Annotated in this window: 20 protein-coding genes; 5 read left to right on the top strand and 15 right to left on the bottom strand. The window is 47.4% G+C overall.

What is annotated here, in order from left to right; all coding sequences use genetic code 11:
- The 3 genes from T491_RS0100480 to T491_RS0100470 all read right to left on the bottom strand — a co-directional run bounded on the left by T491_RS0100480 (window position 1) and on the right by T491_RS0100470 (window position 1,627).
- Complete coding sequence (locus T491_RS0100480; protein WP_028902134.1) at window positions 1-375, bottom strand: DMT family protein; 375 nt, start codon at window positions 373-375, stop codon at window positions 1-3.
- 15 nt (window positions 376-390) lie between these two features.
- Entirely contained in the window at window positions 391-1,101 is a 711-nt protein-coding gene (locus T491_RS0100475; RefSeq protein ID WP_033148248.1) for a TorF family putative porin, read from the bottom strand.
- 61 nt (window positions 1,102-1,162) lie between these two features.
- Window positions 1,163-1,627 (bottom strand): Lrp/AsnC family transcriptional regulator, encoded by a 465-nt coding sequence (locus T491_RS0100470; RefSeq protein ID WP_028902132.1) that lies wholly within the window; start codon window positions 1,625-1,627, stop codon window positions 1,163-1,165.
- A 196-nt stretch (window positions 1,628-1,823) separates the two neighbouring features.
- Between T491_RS0100470 and T491_RS0100465 the strand changes: the two genes are divergently transcribed.
- From T491_RS0100465 to T491_RS0100445, 5 genes are all read left to right on the top strand, one after another.
- Window positions 1,824-3,113 carry an O-acetylhomoserine aminocarboxypropyltransferase/cysteine synthase family protein gene (locus T491_RS0100465; RefSeq protein WP_028902131.1) on the top strand — a complete coding sequence of 430 codons (1,290 nt, stop codon included), beginning with the start codon at window positions 1,824-1,826 and terminating at the stop codon, window positions 3,111-3,113.
- Between the two features lie 138 nt (window positions 3,114-3,251).
- Window positions 3,252-4,199, top strand: a complete 948-nt coding sequence (cysK, locus tag T491_RS0100460) for a cysteine synthase A (protein WP_028902130.1) — start codon at window positions 3,252-3,254, stop codon at window positions 4,197-4,199.
- Between the two features lie 178 nt (window positions 4,200-4,377).
- A complete protein-coding gene (locus T491_RS0100455) occupies window positions 4,378-5,250 on the top strand; it encodes an electron transfer flavoprotein subunit beta/FixA family protein (protein ID WP_028902129.1) in 873 nt (290 codons plus the stop codon).
- Between the two features lie 80 nt (window positions 5,251-5,330).
- Window positions 5,331-6,353: an electron transfer flavoprotein subunit alpha/FixB family protein gene (locus T491_RS0100450; protein WP_028902128.1), complete on the top strand. Its 1,023-nt coding sequence runs from the start codon at window positions 5,331-5,333 to the stop codon at window positions 6,351-6,353.
- A gap of 2 nt (window positions 6,354-6,355) precedes the next feature.
- Complete coding sequence (locus T491_RS0100445; protein WP_028902127.1) at window positions 6,356-8,083, top strand: acyl-CoA dehydrogenase family protein; 1,728 nt, start codon at window positions 6,356-6,358, stop codon at window positions 8,081-8,083.
- Window positions 8,084-8,169: 86 nt separating this feature from the next.
- Here the strand turns inward: T491_RS0100445 and T491_RS0100440 are convergent, their stop codons facing one another.
- Genes T491_RS0100440 through T491_RS0100385 form a run of 12 tightly spaced genes read right to left on the bottom strand, consistent with a single transcriptional unit; the run spans window position 8,170 to window position 17,748 of the window.
- Entirely contained in the window at window positions 8,170-9,462 is a 1,293-nt protein-coding gene (locus T491_RS0100440) for a DegT/DnrJ/EryC1/StrS aminotransferase family protein (RefSeq protein WP_036915015.1), read from the bottom strand.
- Window positions 9,416-10,483, bottom strand: coding sequence for a glycosyltransferase (locus tag T491_RS16845; RefSeq protein WP_081773176.1), 1,068 nt, complete (start codon window positions 10,481-10,483; stop codon window positions 9,416-9,418). Before T491_RS16845 ends, T491_RS0100440 begins: the two co-directional genes overlap by 47 nt.
- Window positions 10,470-11,084, bottom strand: a complete 615-nt coding sequence (locus tag T491_RS0100430; RefSeq protein WP_028902125.1) for a sugar transferase — start codon at window positions 11,082-11,084, stop codon at window positions 10,470-10,472. The genes T491_RS16845 and T491_RS0100430 overlap by 14 nt, the downstream gene beginning before the upstream one ends.
- An 8-nt stretch (window positions 11,085-11,092) precedes the next feature.
- A complete protein-coding gene (locus tag T491_RS0100425; protein WP_028902124.1) occupies window positions 11,093-12,154 on the bottom strand; it encodes a 3-oxoacyl-ACP synthase III family protein in 1,062 nt (353 codons plus the stop codon).
- Window positions 12,154-12,393 carry a phosphopantetheine-binding protein gene (locus tag T491_RS0100420; RefSeq protein WP_028902123.1) on the bottom strand — a complete coding sequence of 80 codons (240 nt, stop codon included), beginning with the start codon at window positions 12,391-12,393 and terminating at the stop codon, window positions 12,154-12,156. Before T491_RS0100420 ends, T491_RS0100425 begins: the two co-directional genes overlap by 1 nt.
- Before the next feature lie 21 nt (window positions 12,394-12,414).
- Complete coding sequence (locus T491_RS0100415) at window positions 12,415-13,818, bottom strand: AMP-binding protein (RefSeq protein ID WP_028902122.1); 1,404 nt, start codon at window positions 13,816-13,818, stop codon at window positions 12,415-12,417.
- A gap of 34 nt (window positions 13,819-13,852) precedes the next feature.
- Complete coding sequence (locus T491_RS0100410; RefSeq protein WP_028902121.1) at window positions 13,853-14,611, bottom strand: SDR family NAD(P)-dependent oxidoreductase; 759 nt, start codon at window positions 14,609-14,611, stop codon at window positions 13,853-13,855.
- A gap of 27 nt (window positions 14,612-14,638) precedes the next feature.
- A complete protein-coding gene (locus T491_RS0100405) occupies window positions 14,639-15,376 on the bottom strand; it encodes an SDR family NAD(P)-dependent oxidoreductase (RefSeq protein WP_197018764.1) in 738 nt (245 codons plus the stop codon).
- Window positions 15,376-15,612 carry an acyl carrier protein gene (locus T491_RS0100400; protein WP_028902119.1) on the bottom strand — a complete coding sequence of 79 codons (237 nt, stop codon included), beginning with the start codon at window positions 15,610-15,612 and terminating at the stop codon, window positions 15,376-15,378. The genes T491_RS0100405 and T491_RS0100400 overlap by 1 nt, the downstream gene beginning before the upstream one ends.
- A 28-nt stretch (window positions 15,613-15,640) precedes the next feature.
- Window positions 15,641-16,270, bottom strand: a complete 630-nt coding sequence (locus T491_RS0100395) for an acetyltransferase (RefSeq protein ID WP_028902118.1) — start codon at window positions 16,268-16,270, stop codon at window positions 15,641-15,643.
- Window positions 16,267-17,310 carry an acyltransferase family protein gene (locus tag T491_RS0100390; RefSeq protein ID WP_028902117.1) on the bottom strand — a complete coding sequence of 348 codons (1,044 nt, stop codon included), beginning with the start codon at window positions 17,308-17,310 and terminating at the stop codon, window positions 16,267-16,269. The genes T491_RS0100395 and T491_RS0100390 overlap by 4 nt, the downstream gene beginning before the upstream one ends.
- 21 nt (window positions 17,311-17,331) lie before the next feature.
- Entirely contained in the window at window positions 17,332-17,748 is a 417-nt protein-coding gene (locus tag T491_RS0100385; RefSeq protein WP_051522881.1) for a DapH/DapD/GlmU-related protein, read from the bottom strand.
- Window positions 17,749-17,850 lie beyond the last annotated feature (102 nt).

Raw genomic sequence — 17,850 nt, 5'->3', positions numbered from 1 at the left:
CTATGGTTTCATGAACACAAAGTACACAGCCATTACCAGGCAAAGTGCAGCGGCAGCATGATTCCAGTGTAACTGCTCGTGCTGGAAGATGAGGTTGGCAATGACAGCAAACACCACTAACGAGATGCACTCCTGAATGACCTTCAGCTGTACCAGATTGAAAGGACCACCATTATCCACAAAACCAATGCGGTTAGCTGGAACCTGACAACAGTACTCGAAGAAGGCTATCATCCACGAGAAAGCGATAACGAGATATAGCGGCCAGTTAGACGACACGCCCGATTGCTGCAATCGTAAGTGTCCATACCAGGCAAAGGTCATGAACACATTACTCATAATGAGTAGCAGGATGGTATATATTCCGTTTGCCATATGATTATCTGTTGTTTAAAATGCTTTCAGAGTAAAACCGAATACGAAATAAGTATGTTCTGTACTGGGATTGACAGCTATCTGTGCAAACACTGGCAGAGAGAACGAATCAGTCATCTTGATATCACGCTCAGCACGCAACGACACATTGTTGACAATAAAGCCATCAGCATTATAGTAGTCGGTATAGAAAGGTACGGCTCCCACCGTTGCCTGCCAATCACAGCCCCCTAACTTAAAAGGAACGCCAGCCTCCACATAACTACTGTAGGCACGATGGTCACAACAGGTCTTACCATCATTACCAGCAAAGTTGGTGTACCACTGCAGCGATAACAATCCGAAATCGTAACCCACATTAGCCTCGAACACATGGTTGGTTGAGTGTGCGTTATAACGCAAGTAACGATTCTGTGGATCAAGTCCCTCCGTCATCCAGTAATCAGTAATGCCAATATTGAATCGGCCTGTGGTATAACTCAGCGTCAGGTCGATCTCACGAGGATCATTCGAATCAGTCAAACCAACACTCCCCCAAGCACTCAGTGAAAGGCCTTTATAACCTACACCCAGTGTAGGCTGTATCGATACATGTCCCATATCCATACCACGCCAAACATACTGGCTCACTACATCAGCCTCGACAGAAGCCTCAACTTGTTCCTGTGCTTCAACAACAATAGTTCCGGCAAGCCATGCAAGAACAAAAAACACAAATTTCTTCATGATCTCAATATTAATACCGGTGCAAAGTTACAACATTTCAGTCAAAAAACACACTTTTTACTTAAATATTAAGTCCATAATTCTGTTTAATCTCGCTCATGACGAAGGTGCTCTCAATGGCGCTGATATTGCTGATATCACCTAATTTATTGAGCACAAACTCCTGATACTGTTTCATGTCTCGCGCGCGTACCTTTAGTAAATAATCGTAAGCACCCGAGGTATTATAACACTCCGTAACCTCAGGAATACGCATGATACGACGTGTGAACGAGTCGGCCATCTCATGATTAATCATCTGCAACTTCACCTTACAGAACACCAGCAGTCCCTGGTTCAGTTTCTCAGGGTCAAGAATGGCCACATACTTCTTGATGTACCCCTGACGTTCGAGACGTTTTTGGCGTTCAAACACGGGTGTTGGGGTTAAATGTACCGCATCAGCCAGCTCTTTTGTGGTCAATTTAGCGTTTTTTTGCAGCGTTTTCAGTATCTGCAGGTCAGTTTCGTCTAAGATTTCTGCCATAATTTGGAATTTTATTCTGTTTGTGGGCAATCAGACAGCCCGAATTGGAAACTTATTCTTTATCGACCGCAAATTTAGGTATATTTTCTGAAATAAACAAGAAATTTGGTAGATTTTTCTAAACCACTTACCTTTGCACCCAGAAAGTTTTAATAAAAAGAATGTATAACAAATAAAAAATAGAAAGGATTAGATTATGAGTACAAAGAATTATCGTTTTGAGACATTGCAACTCCACGTAGGCCAAGAGCAGGCTGACCCCGCTACCGACGCACGCGCCGTGCCCATCTATCAGACCACATCGTACGTATTCCATAATAGTCAGCACGCCGCCGACCGTTTCGGTCTCCGCGACGCAGGTAACATCTACGGTCGTCTGACCAACTCTACCCAAGGTGTATTCGAGGATCGTGTAGCAGCTCTCGAAGGTGGTGTAGCCGGTCTGGCCGTTGCCAGTGGTGCTGCCGCTATCACTTACGCCCTGCAGAATATTGTACAGAATGGTGACCATATCGTAGCAGCCGATAACCTCTACGGTGGTTCTTATAACCTCATTACCCATACCTTAGCCACACAGGGCATCAGCAATACGATTGTCAACGTGAACGACCTTGAGGCTCTTGAGGCAGCCATCCAGCCTAACACCAAAGTGGTTTATGCAGAGACCTTCGGCAACCCCAACAGCGACGTGCTCGATCTGGAAGGTGTAGCAGCCGTAGCCCACAAGCATGGTATTCCGTTCATCGTTGACAACACCTTCGGCACCCCATACCTTATCCGTCCGCTGGAGCATGGTGCTGATATCGTGGTTCACTCGGCAACCAAGTTCTTAGGTGGTCATGGCTCTTCATTAGGAGGTGTGATTGTTGATGGTGGCAAGTTCGACTGGAAAGCGAACCCCGACAAGTTCCCCACCCTCGCCAAGCCCGATCCCAGCTATCACGGCATCGTGTTTGCCGATGCAGTAGGTGCAGCCGCCTATGTCACCCGCATCCGTGCCGTCATCCTGCGTGATACCGGTGCTGCCATCTCGCCCTTCAATGCCTTCATCCTGCTACAGGGAGTTGAGACACTGAGTCTGCGCGTAGAGCGCCACGTAGAGAATGCCCTGAAGGTTGTAGACTTCCTTGCCAACCATCCCAAGATTGCCAAGGTGAACCACCCGGCCCTCGAGAGCCATCACGACCATAAACTGTATCAGAAGTATTTCCCCAATGGTGGCGGTTCTATCTTCACCTTCGAGATCAAAGGCGGACAGGAAGAAGCATGGAAGTTTATCGATGCCCTGCAGATCTTCTCGCTGTTGGCTAACGTGGCCGACGTGAAGAGCCTGGTGATCCACCCCTACACCACCACGCACTCACAGCTTTCGCCTGAGGAACTGGCCGAGCAGCACATCACCCCATCGACCGTCCGTCTGAGCATCGGAACAGAGCATATCGACGACATTATCGACGATTTGAAGCAGGCTCTCGACCAGATTTAAGCATTATACCCTATTTATGGTATGTAAAATACCACAGTAAGATGATTGTGGGTATGCGAAAAAAGTTGTAACTTTGCACCGTGATTAGTTCACAATAAAACAAAGATGAGTTATTAATAAAAAAATAAGGTAAGGATTATGACAAAGATTGCTAAACAACTGACAGAGCTCGTGGGCAACACCCCACTGCTTGAGCTCAACAAGTATTCACAGGCAAAGGGACTCGAGACTCCCGTCATTGCCAAAGTAGAGTTCTTTAACCCTGGCGGCAGTGTAAAAGACCGTATCGCACTGGCCATGATTGAGGATGCCGAAGCAAAAGGCATCTTGAAGCCAGGCGCCACCATCATCGAACCAACATCTGGAAACACGGGCGTAGGACTGGCACTGGTATCAGCCGTCAAAGGCTACCATCTGATCCTTACCATGCCTGAGACCATGAGTGTAGAGCGTCGCAACCTGGTGAAGGCCTACGGTGCCGAGGTTCGCCTCACCTCTGGTAAAGACGGTATGCCAGGTGCCATCCGCGCTGCCGAGGAACTGCGCGACTCTATCCCAGGCGCAGTGATTCTGCAACAGTTTGAAAATGCAGCCAACCCAGCTAAGCACTATGCCACCACAGGTCCTGAGATCTGGCGCGACACCGATGGTCAGGTAGATATTTTCATCGGCGGTGTAGGTACAGGTGGAACCATCAGCGGTACAGGAAAATTCCTGAAGGAACAGAATCCCAACGTGAAGATTATCGCTGTCGAGCCCAAGTCGAGCCCAGTACTCAATGGTGGTCAGAGCGGCCCTCACAAGATTCAGGGTATCGGTGCAGGCTTTGTGCCCAAGACCTACGATGCCAATGTGATCGACGAGGTGTTTGATGTAGAGAACGACGACGCGATCCGCACAGGTCGTGAGATTGCCCAGAGCGAAGGTCTGCTGGTAGGTATCAGCGCAGGTGCTGCCCTCTACGCAGCCATCCAGGTGGCCAAACGCCCAGAGAACAAAGGTAAGAAAATTGTGGTATTACTGCCTGACACAGGTGAACGCTATCTGAGTACAGTGCTCTATGCCTTTGAAGATTATCCACTTTAAAAACGTATCATAGAGAGAGTGTTAACGGCCCGGTGCTATAACAAGCATCGGGTTTTTATTGCACAAAACACTCGATTTGTGCACATTCGGTGTATTTTTGTGCATTTTATTTGGCTGTATGCATAAAAAAGTGTATTTTTGCAGCCGATTTTGAAATTTCATTCACATTATTAAAAATATGGCTTTAAAGATTGTTGTGCTGGCCAAGCAAGTGCCAGACACCCGAAACGTGGGTAAGGACGCCATGACTGCCGAAGGCACCGTAAACCGTGCAGCCCTGCCCGCCATCTTCAATCCAGAAGATTTGAACGCCCTGGAGCAGGCCCTTCGTCTGAAGGAGCAGAACCCAGGCTCAACAGTAGGAATCCTCACGATGGGTCCTCCACGTGCAGGTGAAATCATCCGTCAGGGATTATATCGTGGCGCTGATACTGGTTGGTTGCTTACCGACCGTCTCTTCGCTGGTGCTGATACCCTCGCTACATCTTATGCGTTGGCTACTGCCATCAAGAAGATTGGCGATGTCGACATCGTAATCGGTGGTCGCCAGGCTATCGACGGTGATACCGCTCAGGTAGGTCCTCAGGTGGCTCAGAAGCTGGGTCTCAACCAGGTTACTTATGCTGAGGAGGTTCTCTCAGTAAAGGATGGCAAGGCTACCATCAAGCGTGTCATCGACGGTGGTGTGGAGACTGTAGAGGCTCCTCTGCCTGTTGTTATCACCGTTAACGGAAGCGCTGCTCCTTGTCGCCCCCAGAATGCTAAGCTGGTGATGAAGTACAAGCGCGCTACTTGTCCTATGGAGCGTCCTGCCGAGGGCACACCATACGACTATCTGTACGACGAGCGCCCTGAGCTCACACTGAACCAGTGGAGCGTGGCCGACGTGGATGGCGATGTAAACCAGTGTGGTCTGAATGGCTCACCTACCAAGGTTAAGGCCATCAAGAACATCGTGTTCCAGGCTAAGGAGTCGAAGACTTTGACGGCTTCTGATGCTGATATCGAGGGAATGATCAAAGAATTGTTGGACGAAAAAATCATTGGCTGATATGAATTTCTGGAGCAGCGAATGCCATCAAGCTTGCTTGAATGGCTGAGTCGCGACAGAAATCTATAATTCGAAGAATTATGAACAACGTATTTGTATATTGCGAAATTGAAGGTACTCAGGTACAGGAAGTATCTCAGGAGCTGTTGACCAAGGGTCGCAAGCTCGCCAATGAACTCAAGGTTGAGCTCCACGCCATTGTTGCCGGTACTGGCATCAAGGGTAAGGTTGAGGATCAGATTCTGCCTTACGGTGTCGATAAGCTGTTTGTTTTCGACGCTAAGGACCTGTTCCCTTACACCTCAGCTCCTCACACTGATATTCTGGTTAACCTCTTCAAAGAGGAGCAGCCACAGATCTGTCTGATGGGTGCTACCGTTATCGGTCGCGACCTCGGTCCACGTGTATCGTCATCACTGACCTCTGGTCTGACTGCCGACTGCACAGAACTGGAGATTGGTCCTTTCGAGGATAAGAAGAACAACAAGACATACGAGAACCTGCTTTATCAGATTCGTCCTGCCTTCGGTGGTAACATCGTAGCTACCATCGTTAACCCCGACCACCGTCCACAGATGGCTACAGTACGCTCTGGCGTGATGCAGAAGGCTCTGTACGATGGTGAGTGCCGCAAGGAGGTTGTTTATCCTGAGGTAAGCAAGTATGTAAGCCCCGAGGCTTTCGTAGTAAAGGTGCTCGACCACCACGTAGAAGCTGCTAAGCACAACCTGAAGGGTGCGCCTATCGTTGTAGCCGGTGGTTACGGTATGGGCTGCAAGGAGAACTTCGACCAGCTGTTCGAGCTCGCAAAGGTTCTGCATGGTGAGGTTGGTGGTTCTCGTGCCGCTGTTGATGCTGGCTGGTTGGATCACGACCGTCAGATTGGTCAGACTGGTGTTACCGTTCACCCCAAGGTGTACATCGCCTGTGGTATCTCTGGACAGATTCAGCACATCGCTGGTATGCAGGATTCTGGTATCATCATCTCTGTCAACAGCGATCCCGATGCACCTATCAACAAGATTGCCGACTACGTCATCGTTGGCACCGTTGAGGAGGTTGTTCCAAAGTTAATTAAGTACTATAAGCAGAATAGCAAATAATTATGGCAAACTATTATAGCGATCATCCTGAGATCGGGTTCTACTTGAACCACCCCCTGATGGCTCGTATCGTTGAGCTGAAGGAAAAAGGCTTTGCTGATGCAAAGGAATATGACTATGCCCCCGTTGACCTGGGCGATGCCATCGAGAACTACAAGCAGATTCTCGACATCACTGGCGACGTGGCTGCCAATATCATCGAGCCAAACTCTGAGAGCGTTGACCTCGAAGGTCCACACCTTGAGAACGGTCGTATGATCTACGCCTCTAAGACTTACGAGAACCTCGACGCCACCCGTAAGGCTGGTCTGTGGGGTGTATCAATGCCTCGCCGTTATGGCGGTCTGAACCTGCCTAACGCAGTATTCTCGATGCTCTCTGAGATGATTTCTGCTGCTGATGCCGGTTTCCAGAACATCTGGAGCCTGCAGAGCTGTATCGATACCCTCTATGAATTCGGTTCTGAGGAGCAGCGCCAGAAGTACATCCCCCGCGTTTGCGCCGGTGAGGGTATGAGTATGGACCTGACTGAGCCTGATGCCGGTTCTGACCTGCAGCGCGTGATGCTGAAGGCTACCTTCGACGAGAAGGAGAACTGCTGGCGTCTGAACGGTGTGAAGCGTTTCATCACCAATGGTGACAGCGACATCCACCTTGTGCTGGCTCGTTCTGAGGAAGGCACGAAGGATGGACGTGGTCTGTCTATGTTCATCTACGACAAGCGCCAGGGCGGTGTTGACGTACGTCACATCGAGCACAAGCTGGGTATCCACGGCTCACCTACCTGTGAGCTCACCTATAAGAACGCTAAGGCAGAGCTCTGCGGTAGCACACGTCTGGGTCTGATCAAGTACGTGATGGCTCTGATGAACGGTGCCCGTCTGGGTATCGCTGCACAGAGTGTAGGTGTTGAGCAGGAGGCTTACAACGAGGGTCTGGCTTACGCTAAGGAGCGTCAGCAGTTCGGTGATAAGATCATCAACTTCCCCGCTGTTTACGATATGCTCTCTCGCATGAAGGCTAAGCTCGATGCTGGTCGTTCACTGCTGTACGAGACAGCCGCGTATGTGGATATCTACAAGTGCCTCGAGGATATCGAGCGCGACCGCAAGCTCACTCCCGAGGAGAAGCAGGAACTGAAGAAGTACCAGCGCCTGGCTGATGCCTTTACCCCACTGGCTAAGGGTATGAACTCTGAGTATGCTAACCAGAACGCTTACGATGCTATCAGCATCCACGGTGGTTCAGGCTTCATCATGGAGTACAAGAGCCAGCGCCTGTTCCGCGACGCACGCATCTTCTCTATCTACGAGGGTACCACCCAGTTGCAGGTTGTAGCTGCTATCCGCTACATCACCAACGGCACTATGCTCAACAACATCAAGGACATGCTGGCTGCACTGCCTGCTGAGGCTAACGCTGCTCTCAAGGCCCGTGTCGAAAAGCTCATCCCCGTTTACGAGGAGGCTCTCGCTGCTGTTAAGGCTCTCGACAATCAGGATGCTCACGACTTCCTGGCTCGCCGTCTCTACGACATGACAGCCGAGCTCGTGATGTGTCTGCTCATCCTCCGCGATGCTGCTAAGGCACCTGAGCTGTTCGCTAAGAGCGCTAACGTATATGTTCGCATGGCCGAAGAGGATATCCTTGGTAAGGCTGCTTACATCAAGGCTTTCCAGGTTGAGGATCTTGCTAATTTCCGCGCCGCCGAAGAAGAGGTTGCTGAGTAAGCAATCCCAATATTAAAAAGAATGAGCATCCCGCAAAGGATGCTCATTTTTCATTTGTTTTATCGTAACTGCCTATAATCAGGCACCTACTCTATCGCACTCTTAATCGTCTCGACAATATACTTTACGTCATCTTCACTGACACACGGGCCAGAAGGTAGACACATACCTATCTTAAACAAAGCTTCCGATACGCCGTTAACATACGCAGGTGCCGATGCATAAACCGGCTGCTTATGCATAGGTTTCCACAATGGACGTGCCTCTATATTGGCTTGATTCATAAATTCTCGCAGTGCCTCTACATTATCATTTGGCTGACAATCAGTCGTAGGCGAAGATGCAACATGAATCACACCTGCTGCTCCGCCGACAGCACCTGTCACAATAGTCTTGTAAGCATTTTCTTGCCCTTTTATTCTTAACTCCGGATCAAGCGTAATTGTACACAGCCAATAGTTACTGTCATATTCCCCTGTGTTTGGTTGAGCGTGGACGTGAATGCCGTTCACGTCAGCCAACAATTCCTCGTACATCTTCTGAACATGCCTATGATGAGCCAGGTGATCCTCTGCCACTGTCATCTGACCACGCCCGATGCCCGCACAGATATTGCTCATACGATAGTTGTACCCTATCTTCTCGTGCTGGTAGTAAGGATAGCTCTCGCGGTACTGTGTGGCATACATCATAATCTCTCGCCACTCAGCATCGTTGGCAGTAATCAGCGCACCACCACCAGAGGTCGTAATCATCTTATTACCATTGAAACTCAGCACACCATACTTTCCGAAGGTCCCAAGCACCCGACCCTTATATCGTGAGCCGAATCCCTCAGCAGCATCCTCCACAACTGGTATGCCGTATCTATCCGCAATTTCCATAATTTCGTCAATCCGATATGGCATACCATACAAGGCCACAGGCACGATGGCCTTCGGTTTCTTGCCCGTCTTGGCGATGCGGTCTTTGATGGCCTCTTCCATCAACACAGGATCCATGTTCCATGTATCGGGTTCCGAATCGATGAATACAGGCGTTGCTCCAAGATACGTCACTGGGTGCGCTGAAGCACAAAAAGTAAAGCTCTGAGTAATTACCTCATCGCCCGGCCCTACCCCACAGTTCAACAGTGCAAGGTGGACAGCAGCAGTTCCTGACGAAAGCGCCACTACTCTCTTAGAGAAGGACTCGTATCTTCCTTCTTCCTTCACCCCTCTTACATCCGATACGAATGTTTCGAGATCTTTCTCGAACCCATCCACATTAGGTCCGAGAGGCACCACCCAGTTCGTATCGAAAGCCTCTTGGATGTACTTCTGTTCCAATCCTTCATCCGACATGTGCGCCAGACAGAGGTAAATTCTTTTTCTTTCCATTATGTTTCAAAAATCTTATAGTCTTACTTTTATTCCTATTTACTTTTAAATACAGGCCAATAAGGGAGTGAAGAAAACTCTCCCCCACACGATACCTCAACAGAGTTCTCGTGGCTGTAAGGAGCAATATCCCGTTTAGATCTTTTCTTGTAGAAAACTCCTTTCTGAACTTTTTGGTACTTTGGGCAAAAGAAGGAATCTTCGGATTGTTGATATAGTGGAAGCACAAACCTCGCATATAGTATTTTGCTTCTCTTCTACTGTCTCCTTCCGTGAAATTATTCACTATCTCTTCATACACAAAACTAAAGTGTCTAGCCCGCTCAGCTTTGTTCATACCTGTATTAATGGAGCGAGGACGCCTATAATAAATATAGGTCACATCAGGAATGGCATAAAAATGTCGAAGATGCTTCACTGCATAGAAAAACCACAATATGTCTTCATACAAAAAACCTTCTTTAAAGAATAATTGGTTTTGATACAGGAAGCCCTTCTTAATCAGTTTATTCCACGTATAAACATTTATGCCTTTCCTACCAAACCAATATTTTCTGACAGCCTCAAAAGATGATAATTCTGTTTCCTTCCCTTTTTTGCATGGTTGCAGGTTCGGGGGTGTAGGAGAGCCCTCCGTACAACGAACATAGCCTCCCATCACCATCTCAATAGATGTATCCTTCAAGACTGGCCTTACCAGTTTCTCAATGCAATCTGCAGTCAATTCATCGTCACTGTCAAAAAAGAATAAATAATCACCTGTAGCCGCTTGTAACCCGGTATTCCTGGCTGCAGACAGCCCTCGGTTCTTCTCGTGATGAAGAACAGAAAACCGAATAGATCCTTGATAATCGGCAATGAGTCGCTCACATTTTTTAATACTGTCATCGGGTGTGGCATCATCCACAATAATACACTCGATGTTTGAATAAGTCTGGTTCATCACAGACCTGATACAACGTCCAATATAGGCAGAAACGCCATACACAGGTATGATGATTGATATATTAATTATGTCCATTAAATGCTTCTATTGTGGCTGATGTACCTGATTCGTTGTTGATATCAGCACGTTTAACAACCTTCTTAATAGTTATCCATATCACCTTAATATCAGTCAATAACGTACAATGATCCACGTACCATACGTCCAACTTAAACTTCTCTGTCCAGCTGATATTGTTTCTGCCATGACACTGTGCCCATCCGCTGATGCCCGGTCGCACCTCGTGGCGGCGCATCTGCTCCTTGGAGTAGAGCGGCAAGTATTTCACCAATAGCGGCCGCGGCCCTATCAGCGCCATGTCGCCCTTCAGCACATTTATCAGCTGCGGCAGTTCGTCAAGAGACGTGGAGCGGACAAACTTTCCCACCTTCGTCAGTCTCTGTGCGTCAGGCAGCAGCTCGCCGTCGGCATCTCGCTCATCCGTCATCGTCTTAAACTTGATAACCTTGAATATCTTCGCATCCTTACCAGGTCTATCCTGAAAGAAAAACGCCCCAGCACCTTTATTGGCAAAGTGCAACCAGATAGTCACCACTATCAATATAGGGCTGATGCATATCAGCGCCACAAGAGCTATCCAAAAATCGATAAAACGTTTAAAAAAATGACTATACATCGTTCTCATTAAGATAGCTCTATTATTTCCGGTATGACCATTGGCTTGGTTTTCAACAGCATGGTTCCCCAACTGAGGCCAAGACCAAAGCTGCTACCGAGAATGGTTGTAGGTTCTTTGCGAAGTTTATCGGCAATGCGCGTCACCATCAACGAAGGGATACTGGCACCACCGAGGTTTCCATATTCTTCCAAGTTATATGGACATTTCTCTTCTGGCAGTTTCAGTTTTTTCACCACGCGATCTACAATCAACTTATTTGCCTGATGAATCAGGAAGTAGTCTATATCCGCATCTCGGTTGATGTTGTAATCTGCCATAAACTGCTCTACACTCTTCGGTGGACGGCTGATGGCAAACGTAAACACCTTCATGCCATTAATCATCGTGTGATAAGGCGCGCGGACAATGCCATTGCCGAAGTCCTCATACTCAAACGACTCTGGTGTAGCTGGCTCGCGGAATCCGCCATGAGGCGTCATCAACGCCTCATAGCCCTTACCCATCGTATGGAAGTCGATTATAATGTCATTGGCAGTCTCGTCGTATTCCAGAGCCAAAGCCGTGCCACCATCGCCGAAGAGGGGGACACGACTCTTATCCTTCATCGAACCCATCCTCAATGCCGTATCTCCCACTAACACCAAGGCACGCTTAATCTGTCCCGTAGTGAGCAGATTACCTGCTACTGTAATAGCATACATACAACCGCAACAACCCATCGGAACATCTACGCAGAAGCAGTCCTCGCTCAGTCCCATACGGTATTGCAGCAGACAGGAGGTAGGCGGTGTACGATAGTCGCCTGTGACGCTCTCAAAAACAAGGGCATCAATACTCTCCTTGTCCCAGCCCAGTTCTGCCAGCAATTTCTCGCCCGCAGCTTGACACATATCCGACGCACACATCGTATCGGGTGCGATATGGCGCGACTTGATGCCTACCGTATTGTCAAACAGCTCAGCCTCCTCCTTAGTAAAGAGGTCTATCTCTGCAGTCTTAACAGTATGCTCAGGCACCGCCATTGCCACACCAGCAATATTGACGTTCTTAATCTCCCAACGTGCCATTACAACTCAATCTCGTATTTCTTTAACAACTCCTTTCCTTTGGCATAGGAGGTCATTTCCATAATATCCTCTGGGTCGAGCATGATATCGAAAGCCTCTTCCAACTCTGCCACCAAACTCAACTGGTGTACAGAATCCCACTCTTCCACTGTATCTTTGCCATAATTGTCATTCAAATCTCCAACCTGTGCACCAAACACATGCACAAACGCTTCGTTATATTTCTCAATATTCTCCATATTTTTTACTTTTTTACCTTTTTACTTTTCTTGTAGTTTTGCATATAATGTCTTACCTGCCTCGTTCTTCGGAATCTCATTGATAATCCGGACCTCAAAAGATGAAGCGACGAGTTTCAATCTGGTAACCAATTCCTCCTTCACTTGATTCTTATAGTTCTCATCTGTCAGATATACCAGCATCTTTTCATCAGTTCCCACACAGGCACATTCCAGTCCAGAGAACTTACTTTTAATAATGTTTTCACATTCGTCGAGCCCTACCCTCATACCGAAAAGTTTCAGAAAACGCCCCATGCGACCTACAATATAGTAGCAGCCATCTTCATCGTAATAAGCCAAATCACCAGTTCGAATGAAACCGTGACACTCATCGCCTAACAATAAATCCTCACGACTACGAGCATACCCCATCGTCACATTCTTACCACGATAGCACATCTCGCCTTCTGTATGTGGAGTGGTGATGGGATTACCATCCATATCTATCAATGAGAGTTCTCCGTTTGGAACAGCAATACCAATACTGCCCACCTTCTCTACTGCCCATTTGGACGGTAGCCAAGCCATGCGGGCGGTACACTCCGACTGGCCGTAAGTAGCAATCCATTTTTTTCCATTATCGCGACACCACGCTGCAAACTTCAGGTTCAGCTCCTTGGGCATCCGTCCCCCACCCTGTGTCAACAGGTTTAAGTCAGGCAGGTCCATACGGAAGAATCGCATTAGGTTTAATATCTGATAGCTATAGGGCACCCCCGTAAAACTCGTAGCATGCTCTTCCTTGATGAACTTCCAGAAATTGCGGTCGGTCATGCTCAGGTTAGTAATGAGCACCGTTGCACCCACATACAGATGACTGAACACCATCGACAGTCCCATCGTATAATACAAGGGCAACACCATCAACGGACGATCTTTCTCCGTAAGTTCAAAGAACGTGGATATATTCAGGGCTGCAGCCTCAATATTGTCATATTTGTGGCGTACTAGCTTCGGACTTCCCGTACTACCCGATGTCGGTAACAGGTGTGACAACTCATTGTTCATCGGACAAGCCTCATTGCCAGTTTTTATCAAAGCATAACCATAAGACGTAGCCACTATCTCATACGGATATTTCTCAACCATCTTTTCTGGTACACAGACAAATGGTGGCTGATAGAGTTCATACAGGCTCTTATACAAGCCTTCATCCAGATGTGCATTCAGTACCAACGGTACATTCCCCGCACAGATATTCCCAATCGTCCATGCTATGCCTCCGACATTATTCTCTACGAGCAGAAACAGCAATGATCGCGACGGCATCAACTGCTTTGTCCCATCCGCAAAGTCTCGCAACTCACCGTATGTCAGTTGCTCCCCCAGCGAATCCACCGCCGCAATCGCTTCCCTCTGCCATCTATCCAAATTCAGAATCATCTTCAATTATGAATTATGCATTGTGAATTATGCATTATATAGACGCACATCCATTAACCCCCAGTATCTCTCCTGAGATATAGCTGGCTCTATCTGATGCCAAGAATGCACAGGCATTTGCCACATCCTCTGGCGTACCCAATCTTCCAAGTCCTATTCGTGAGATACGTTGGTCAATCTTAGCCCCGTCACTTTCGTACAGCTCGGCGAAGCGCTCTGTCTTCACGATACCAGGTGCCACAGCATTCACACGGATACCTTGCGGAGCCAACTCCTTGGCAGCCGACTTTGTAAACGATATGATAGCTCCCTTAGTGGCAGAATAAGCGCTCTGTCCGGGCGAACCAAGAACTGCCGTTACAGAGGCGATATTCACAATCGAGCCGCCACCAGTACGAGCCATCAAGCGTGAGCACAACTGCACCATCTCGATAACAGCAATCACATTGATGCGGAACATCAGTTCTGTTTCCTGACGCACAATCATGCCTATTTTCTTGTTGAATACCACACCGGCATTGTTAACCAACGCATCGATACGCTTCTCAGCCTTAAAGATTACCATAAACGCGTTCTTCACTGCTGCCGCATCACTTACGTCGAAGTACATCGGAATCACACGTGTCTTATTGCGTTCAGAACAATCCTTTGCCCACTCATCCATACTTCCCTCACGCAAGTCACAGGCATAGACAATAGCCCCATCAGCAGCAAATTGCTCCGCAATGCCCTTGCCTATTCCCTGAGCCGCACCAGTAATGATGCATACCTTATTATGTAATAATCTTCCCATCAATTCTCAATTCTCAATTTTCAATTATCAACACGTCACCATCATTGACGTACCACTTATCCATGCGCTAGCATCCGATAATAGGTAAATTACCGCCCATGCTATCTCCTCTGGCTTTCCATAGCGTTTCAGAAGATAGTTTTGCTTATCGCGTTCTATCATTTCTGCAGATAGTACGCCCTGTTTGTTCAGCGGTGTCTCAACCATGCCTGGCAGTATAGCATTTGCACGTACCTGCATCGGCGCATATTCTTGAGCACACGACCTTGCAAATGATTCCAGCGCAGCCTTCGAGGCCGCATACATAGCATTCCCGGGTGTCACCTGGCGTGCTGCCATCGACGATATGAATACCATCGAACCTCCTCGGTTCATCTTCTTGGCTTTCATGATGGCTTTTGTCAGCGTGAATACCGCAAAAGTATTTGTTTCGAACACTTCACGCAATTCCTCTTCCTTCACATAGCTCACAGGTCTTCGACGTGTAATTCCTGCGTTGCATACAAAACCGTCAATTTGCGGCAGTTCCGACACCAGCCTTGCTACGTCTTCAGCATTCGTCAGGTTAGCAAGTATCGATACGTGACCTTCGCCTGTCAGCGCAGCCATCGTCTCACCGAGCCTTACCTCGTCGCGACCAGTTGCCACAACAGTCGCTCCTAATCGCGAGCACTCTATGGCTGTAGCTCTGCCGATACCCGAAGAGGCACCTGTCACTAATACCGTCTTGCCTGCAAGTGAGTAAGGATTGTACCCCTCCATCATTATTCTTCCTTCAGTCTTTTCACTGTATTGAACAAATCCTCGATAGTCACAGCAGCAGACATATCCTCTGGCTCAACTGTCACGCCATACTCTTCGTCAATCATTGAGATAATCATCAATGCTATTAACGATGTATATTCGTCCAACTCATGAAACACAGTATCCTTCGTAAACTCGCTCAGTTCTGTATCCAAGAACTGCCCTGCAAATTTCTCAATAAATTCTTTAATCTCCATTATATTTTACTTTTTTACCATTTTACCTTTAAATCAGTCTCTTCGCCGGATTCCCAATGACGGTTGTCCCTGCTTTCACATCCTTGATGACAAAACTCAGTGCTGCCACGCATGATTTGCTTTCCACTGTCACGTTATGATTAATCACTGCCGATGTGTGAATATTCACCTCATCATCGATGACAATACCTCCCACACAAGTCACTCGTGTATCTATACGGTTAAAGTCACCAATGCGTGCGTCGTGGCCAATGATAGTATATGACTGAATCATATTGTAGTTACCTATCACTACGTCGTTACCAATCACCGTATCCGCTCCGATGAAGTTTCCCTTACCTATCACCATATTCGTAAGCAGACGTGCCGTGCGATGTATAATATTGATAAACTCGCCACCACGGCTAATGATACTTTCCATACAAGGCCTACGCGAAGCTCCACCAATAGAACAGACAAACACATCGTCTGCCTCTGGCTGGTATCCGCTAATCGTTCCAACAATAGGTGGATAATAATCAAAGCCATCTAAAGCCTGGAGGTCATCATCAATAAATCCCTTCACGACAAACGTCTCTCCGTAGCCTCGGCTCTCCAAGATATTGCTATACATCGTGCGGCCCATGCCGCCAGCTCCTATAATAATCAGTTGTTTCATTTTATATCTGTTTTCTTTATCTTAATCACATCTTTCTGAGCCGTTACATACGGCAGATATTTCTTCATCAATGGGATAATCAATTGGTAACTGAACATGACAACGGGCAACAGAACTAAAGCCGTAATCATGGTAGACAGATGCGCCCGACGTACCAAGGGTAGTAAAAAGTGGATTAACAGGCCGTGCGTACAGAGAATCATAATTGAGTAACGTCCCAAATAGGTGATGAAAGGCAATGTGCGCAGAATTTTGGCTGTGAAGATGATACCCAGTGTACCCGTCATACCACAGACATATTGTAGTATCGGATGAATCTGATAACTATTGACGCGATAACTGCATTTTCCTCCAACATAGAATGTCAAGGCAAAACATGCCACAACGAGTATGGGGAGAAGTTTGTCCCATCGGTTGGGTACTAGAATGTCTGTAAACCTGTTGAAAAGATATCCCATGACAAAGAATGGCAAGGCCGACATCGCCGAATCCAGAAACGCACACATTATGTGCTTCCCGCCTAACCATACAGACCCCGCACAGCCAATGACAAAGCATATCACAGTAATGATAGCAGCAATGTTTCTTGGATTAGAGGTCAGTTTTTTCACGGGTACCAGTATTGCATAGAAATAGATGTTAACAAGGAATAATACCCAGAGGAACCAGATAGGGTTGTTAGAAAAATCCTCCTGTGTAATAAAAGCCCAAAGTCCGCTGATACCCAGTGATTCAGTATTTCTTACCGCGAAGCCAAATACGCTATGCAATATGTTTGGCAGGGCAAACGAAGTGACCAGATAGAAAAAGGCAAAGGGAATGAGCAGTTTGTTCACCTTCCTGAGAAAGAACCCTATAAAGCCTTCATACTCTTTGAAGAAGAGGCCAGAAAGGAAAAAGTAGAGTGGCATTCGGAACACGGACAGTGACCGGATGATTGGTGGACAGTCATGTTGGATGGTAAAAAAATGGTAGAACACCACCAGCGTGATACACAATCCTTTAGCTAAATCGATGTATTCTATTCGCTTCTGATTCATTTGTGTCACTTTCTGCAATGCTTATACTTCTTGCTTTACTTTCTCTCCCCTCTCCAATATCTGTCCTCTATCACTGAGAACCATGCCTCGTCTGATAATCCGTGCAGGATTGCCCGCCACGAGACAGTGGTCTGGCACATCATGGGTCACCACGGCACCACCACCAACATACACATGATTGCCTATTGTTACGCCAGGCATAATCATAGTCCTTCCTCCGATGACGCAGTTATTGCCTATGCGAGTGTCACACCACATGCTTTGTCCTTCAAGCGCAGCACGCGAGAAGTCATGTGCAAGAATCATAGCTTCCATCAGTATGCGAGTGTTGTCACCAATATGTACTCCTTTGTGATGAGCACGGTCTAATATAGCGCTCCTACTGATACGGCAGTTTTCTCCGATGTCGTAGCCACGAAGTCTATAATAAGCCACCATTGTTTTACAAAGGTAACGATTCAAAAGTTGTCTGAAACTTAAGTCCATATTTTATCGTATTATTGTTTCTTCAAAAATCTCTATCAGTTGTTTGGCTATGGT

Source organism: Prevotella sp. P6B4 (assembly GCF_000619985.1).
Classification (GTDB): domain Bacteria; phylum Bacteroidota; class Bacteroidia; order Bacteroidales; family Bacteroidaceae; genus Prevotella.
The sequence above is the reverse complement of the archived record's forward strand: the minus strand, read 5'-3'. Positions and strand labels throughout refer to the sequence as shown.

Excerpts from the sequence above, each read along its gene's own strand:
- T491_RS0100480 (WP_028902134.1), bottom strand. The coding sequence starts at position 375 with ATGGCAAACGGAATATATACCATCCTGCTACTCATTATGAGTAATGTG.
- T491_RS0100475 (WP_033148248.1), bottom strand. The coding sequence starts at position 1,101 with ATGAAGAAATTTGTGTTTTTTGTTCTTGCATGGCTTGCCGGAACTATT.
- T491_RS0100470 (WP_028902132.1), bottom strand. The coding sequence starts at position 1,627 with ATGGCAGAAATCTTAGACGAAACTGACCTGCAGATACTGAAAACGCTG.
- T491_RS0100465 (WP_028902131.1), top strand. The coding sequence starts at position 1,824 with ATGAGTACAAAGAATTATCGTTTTGAGACATTGCAACTCCACGTAGGC.
- cysK (WP_028902130.1), top strand. The coding sequence starts at position 3,252 with ATGACAAAGATTGCTAAACAACTGACAGAGCTCGTGGGCAACACCCCA.
- T491_RS0100455 (WP_028902129.1), top strand. The coding sequence starts at position 4,378 with ATGGCTTTAAAGATTGTTGTGCTGGCCAAGCAAGTGCCAGACACCCGA.
- T491_RS0100450 (WP_028902128.1), top strand. The coding sequence starts at position 5,331 with ATGAACAACGTATTTGTATATTGCGAAATTGAAGGTACTCAGGTACAG.
- T491_RS0100445 (WP_028902127.1), top strand. The coding sequence starts at position 6,356 with ATGGCAAACTATTATAGCGATCATCCTGAGATCGGGTTCTACTTGAAC.
- T491_RS0100440 (WP_036915015.1), bottom strand. The coding sequence starts at position 9,462 with ATGGAAAGAAAAAGAATTTACCTCTGTCTGGCGCACATGTCGGATGAA.
- T491_RS16845 (WP_081773176.1), bottom strand. The coding sequence starts at position 10,483 with ATGGACATAATTAATATATCAATCATCATACCTGTGTATGGCGTTTCT.
- T491_RS0100430 (WP_028902125.1), bottom strand. The coding sequence starts at position 11,084 with ATGTATAGTCATTTTTTTAAACGTTTTATCGATTTTTGGATAGCTCTT.
- T491_RS0100425 (WP_028902124.1), bottom strand. The coding sequence starts at position 12,154 with ATGGCACGTTGGGAGATTAAGAACGTCAATATTGCTGGTGTGGCAATG.
- T491_RS0100420 (WP_028902123.1), bottom strand. The coding sequence starts at position 12,393 with ATGGAGAATATTGAGAAATATAACGAAGCGTTTGTGCATGTGTTTGGT.
- T491_RS0100415 (WP_028902122.1), bottom strand. The coding sequence starts at position 13,818 with ATGATTCTGAATTTGGATAGATGGCAGAGGGAAGCGATTGCGGCGGTG.
- T491_RS0100410 (WP_028902121.1), bottom strand. The coding sequence starts at position 14,611 with ATGGGAAGATTATTACATAATAAGGTATGCATCATTACTGGTGCGGCT.
- T491_RS0100405 (WP_197018764.1), bottom strand. The coding sequence starts at position 15,376 with ATGATGGAGGGGTACAATCCTTACTCACTTGCAGGCAAGACGGTATTA.
- T491_RS0100400 (WP_028902119.1), bottom strand. The coding sequence starts at position 15,612 with ATGGAGATTAAAGAATTTATTGAGAAATTTGCAGGGCAGTTCTTGGAT.
- T491_RS0100395 (WP_028902118.1), bottom strand. The coding sequence starts at position 16,270 with ATGAAACAACTGATTATTATAGGAGCTGGCGGCATGGGCCGCACGATG.
- T491_RS0100390 (WP_028902117.1), bottom strand. The coding sequence starts at position 17,310 with ATGAATCAGAAGCGAATAGAATACATCGATTTAGCTAAAGGATTGTGT.
- T491_RS0100385 (WP_051522881.1), bottom strand. The coding sequence starts at position 17,748 with ATGGTGGCTTATTATAGACTTCGTGGCTACGACATCGGAGAAAACTGC.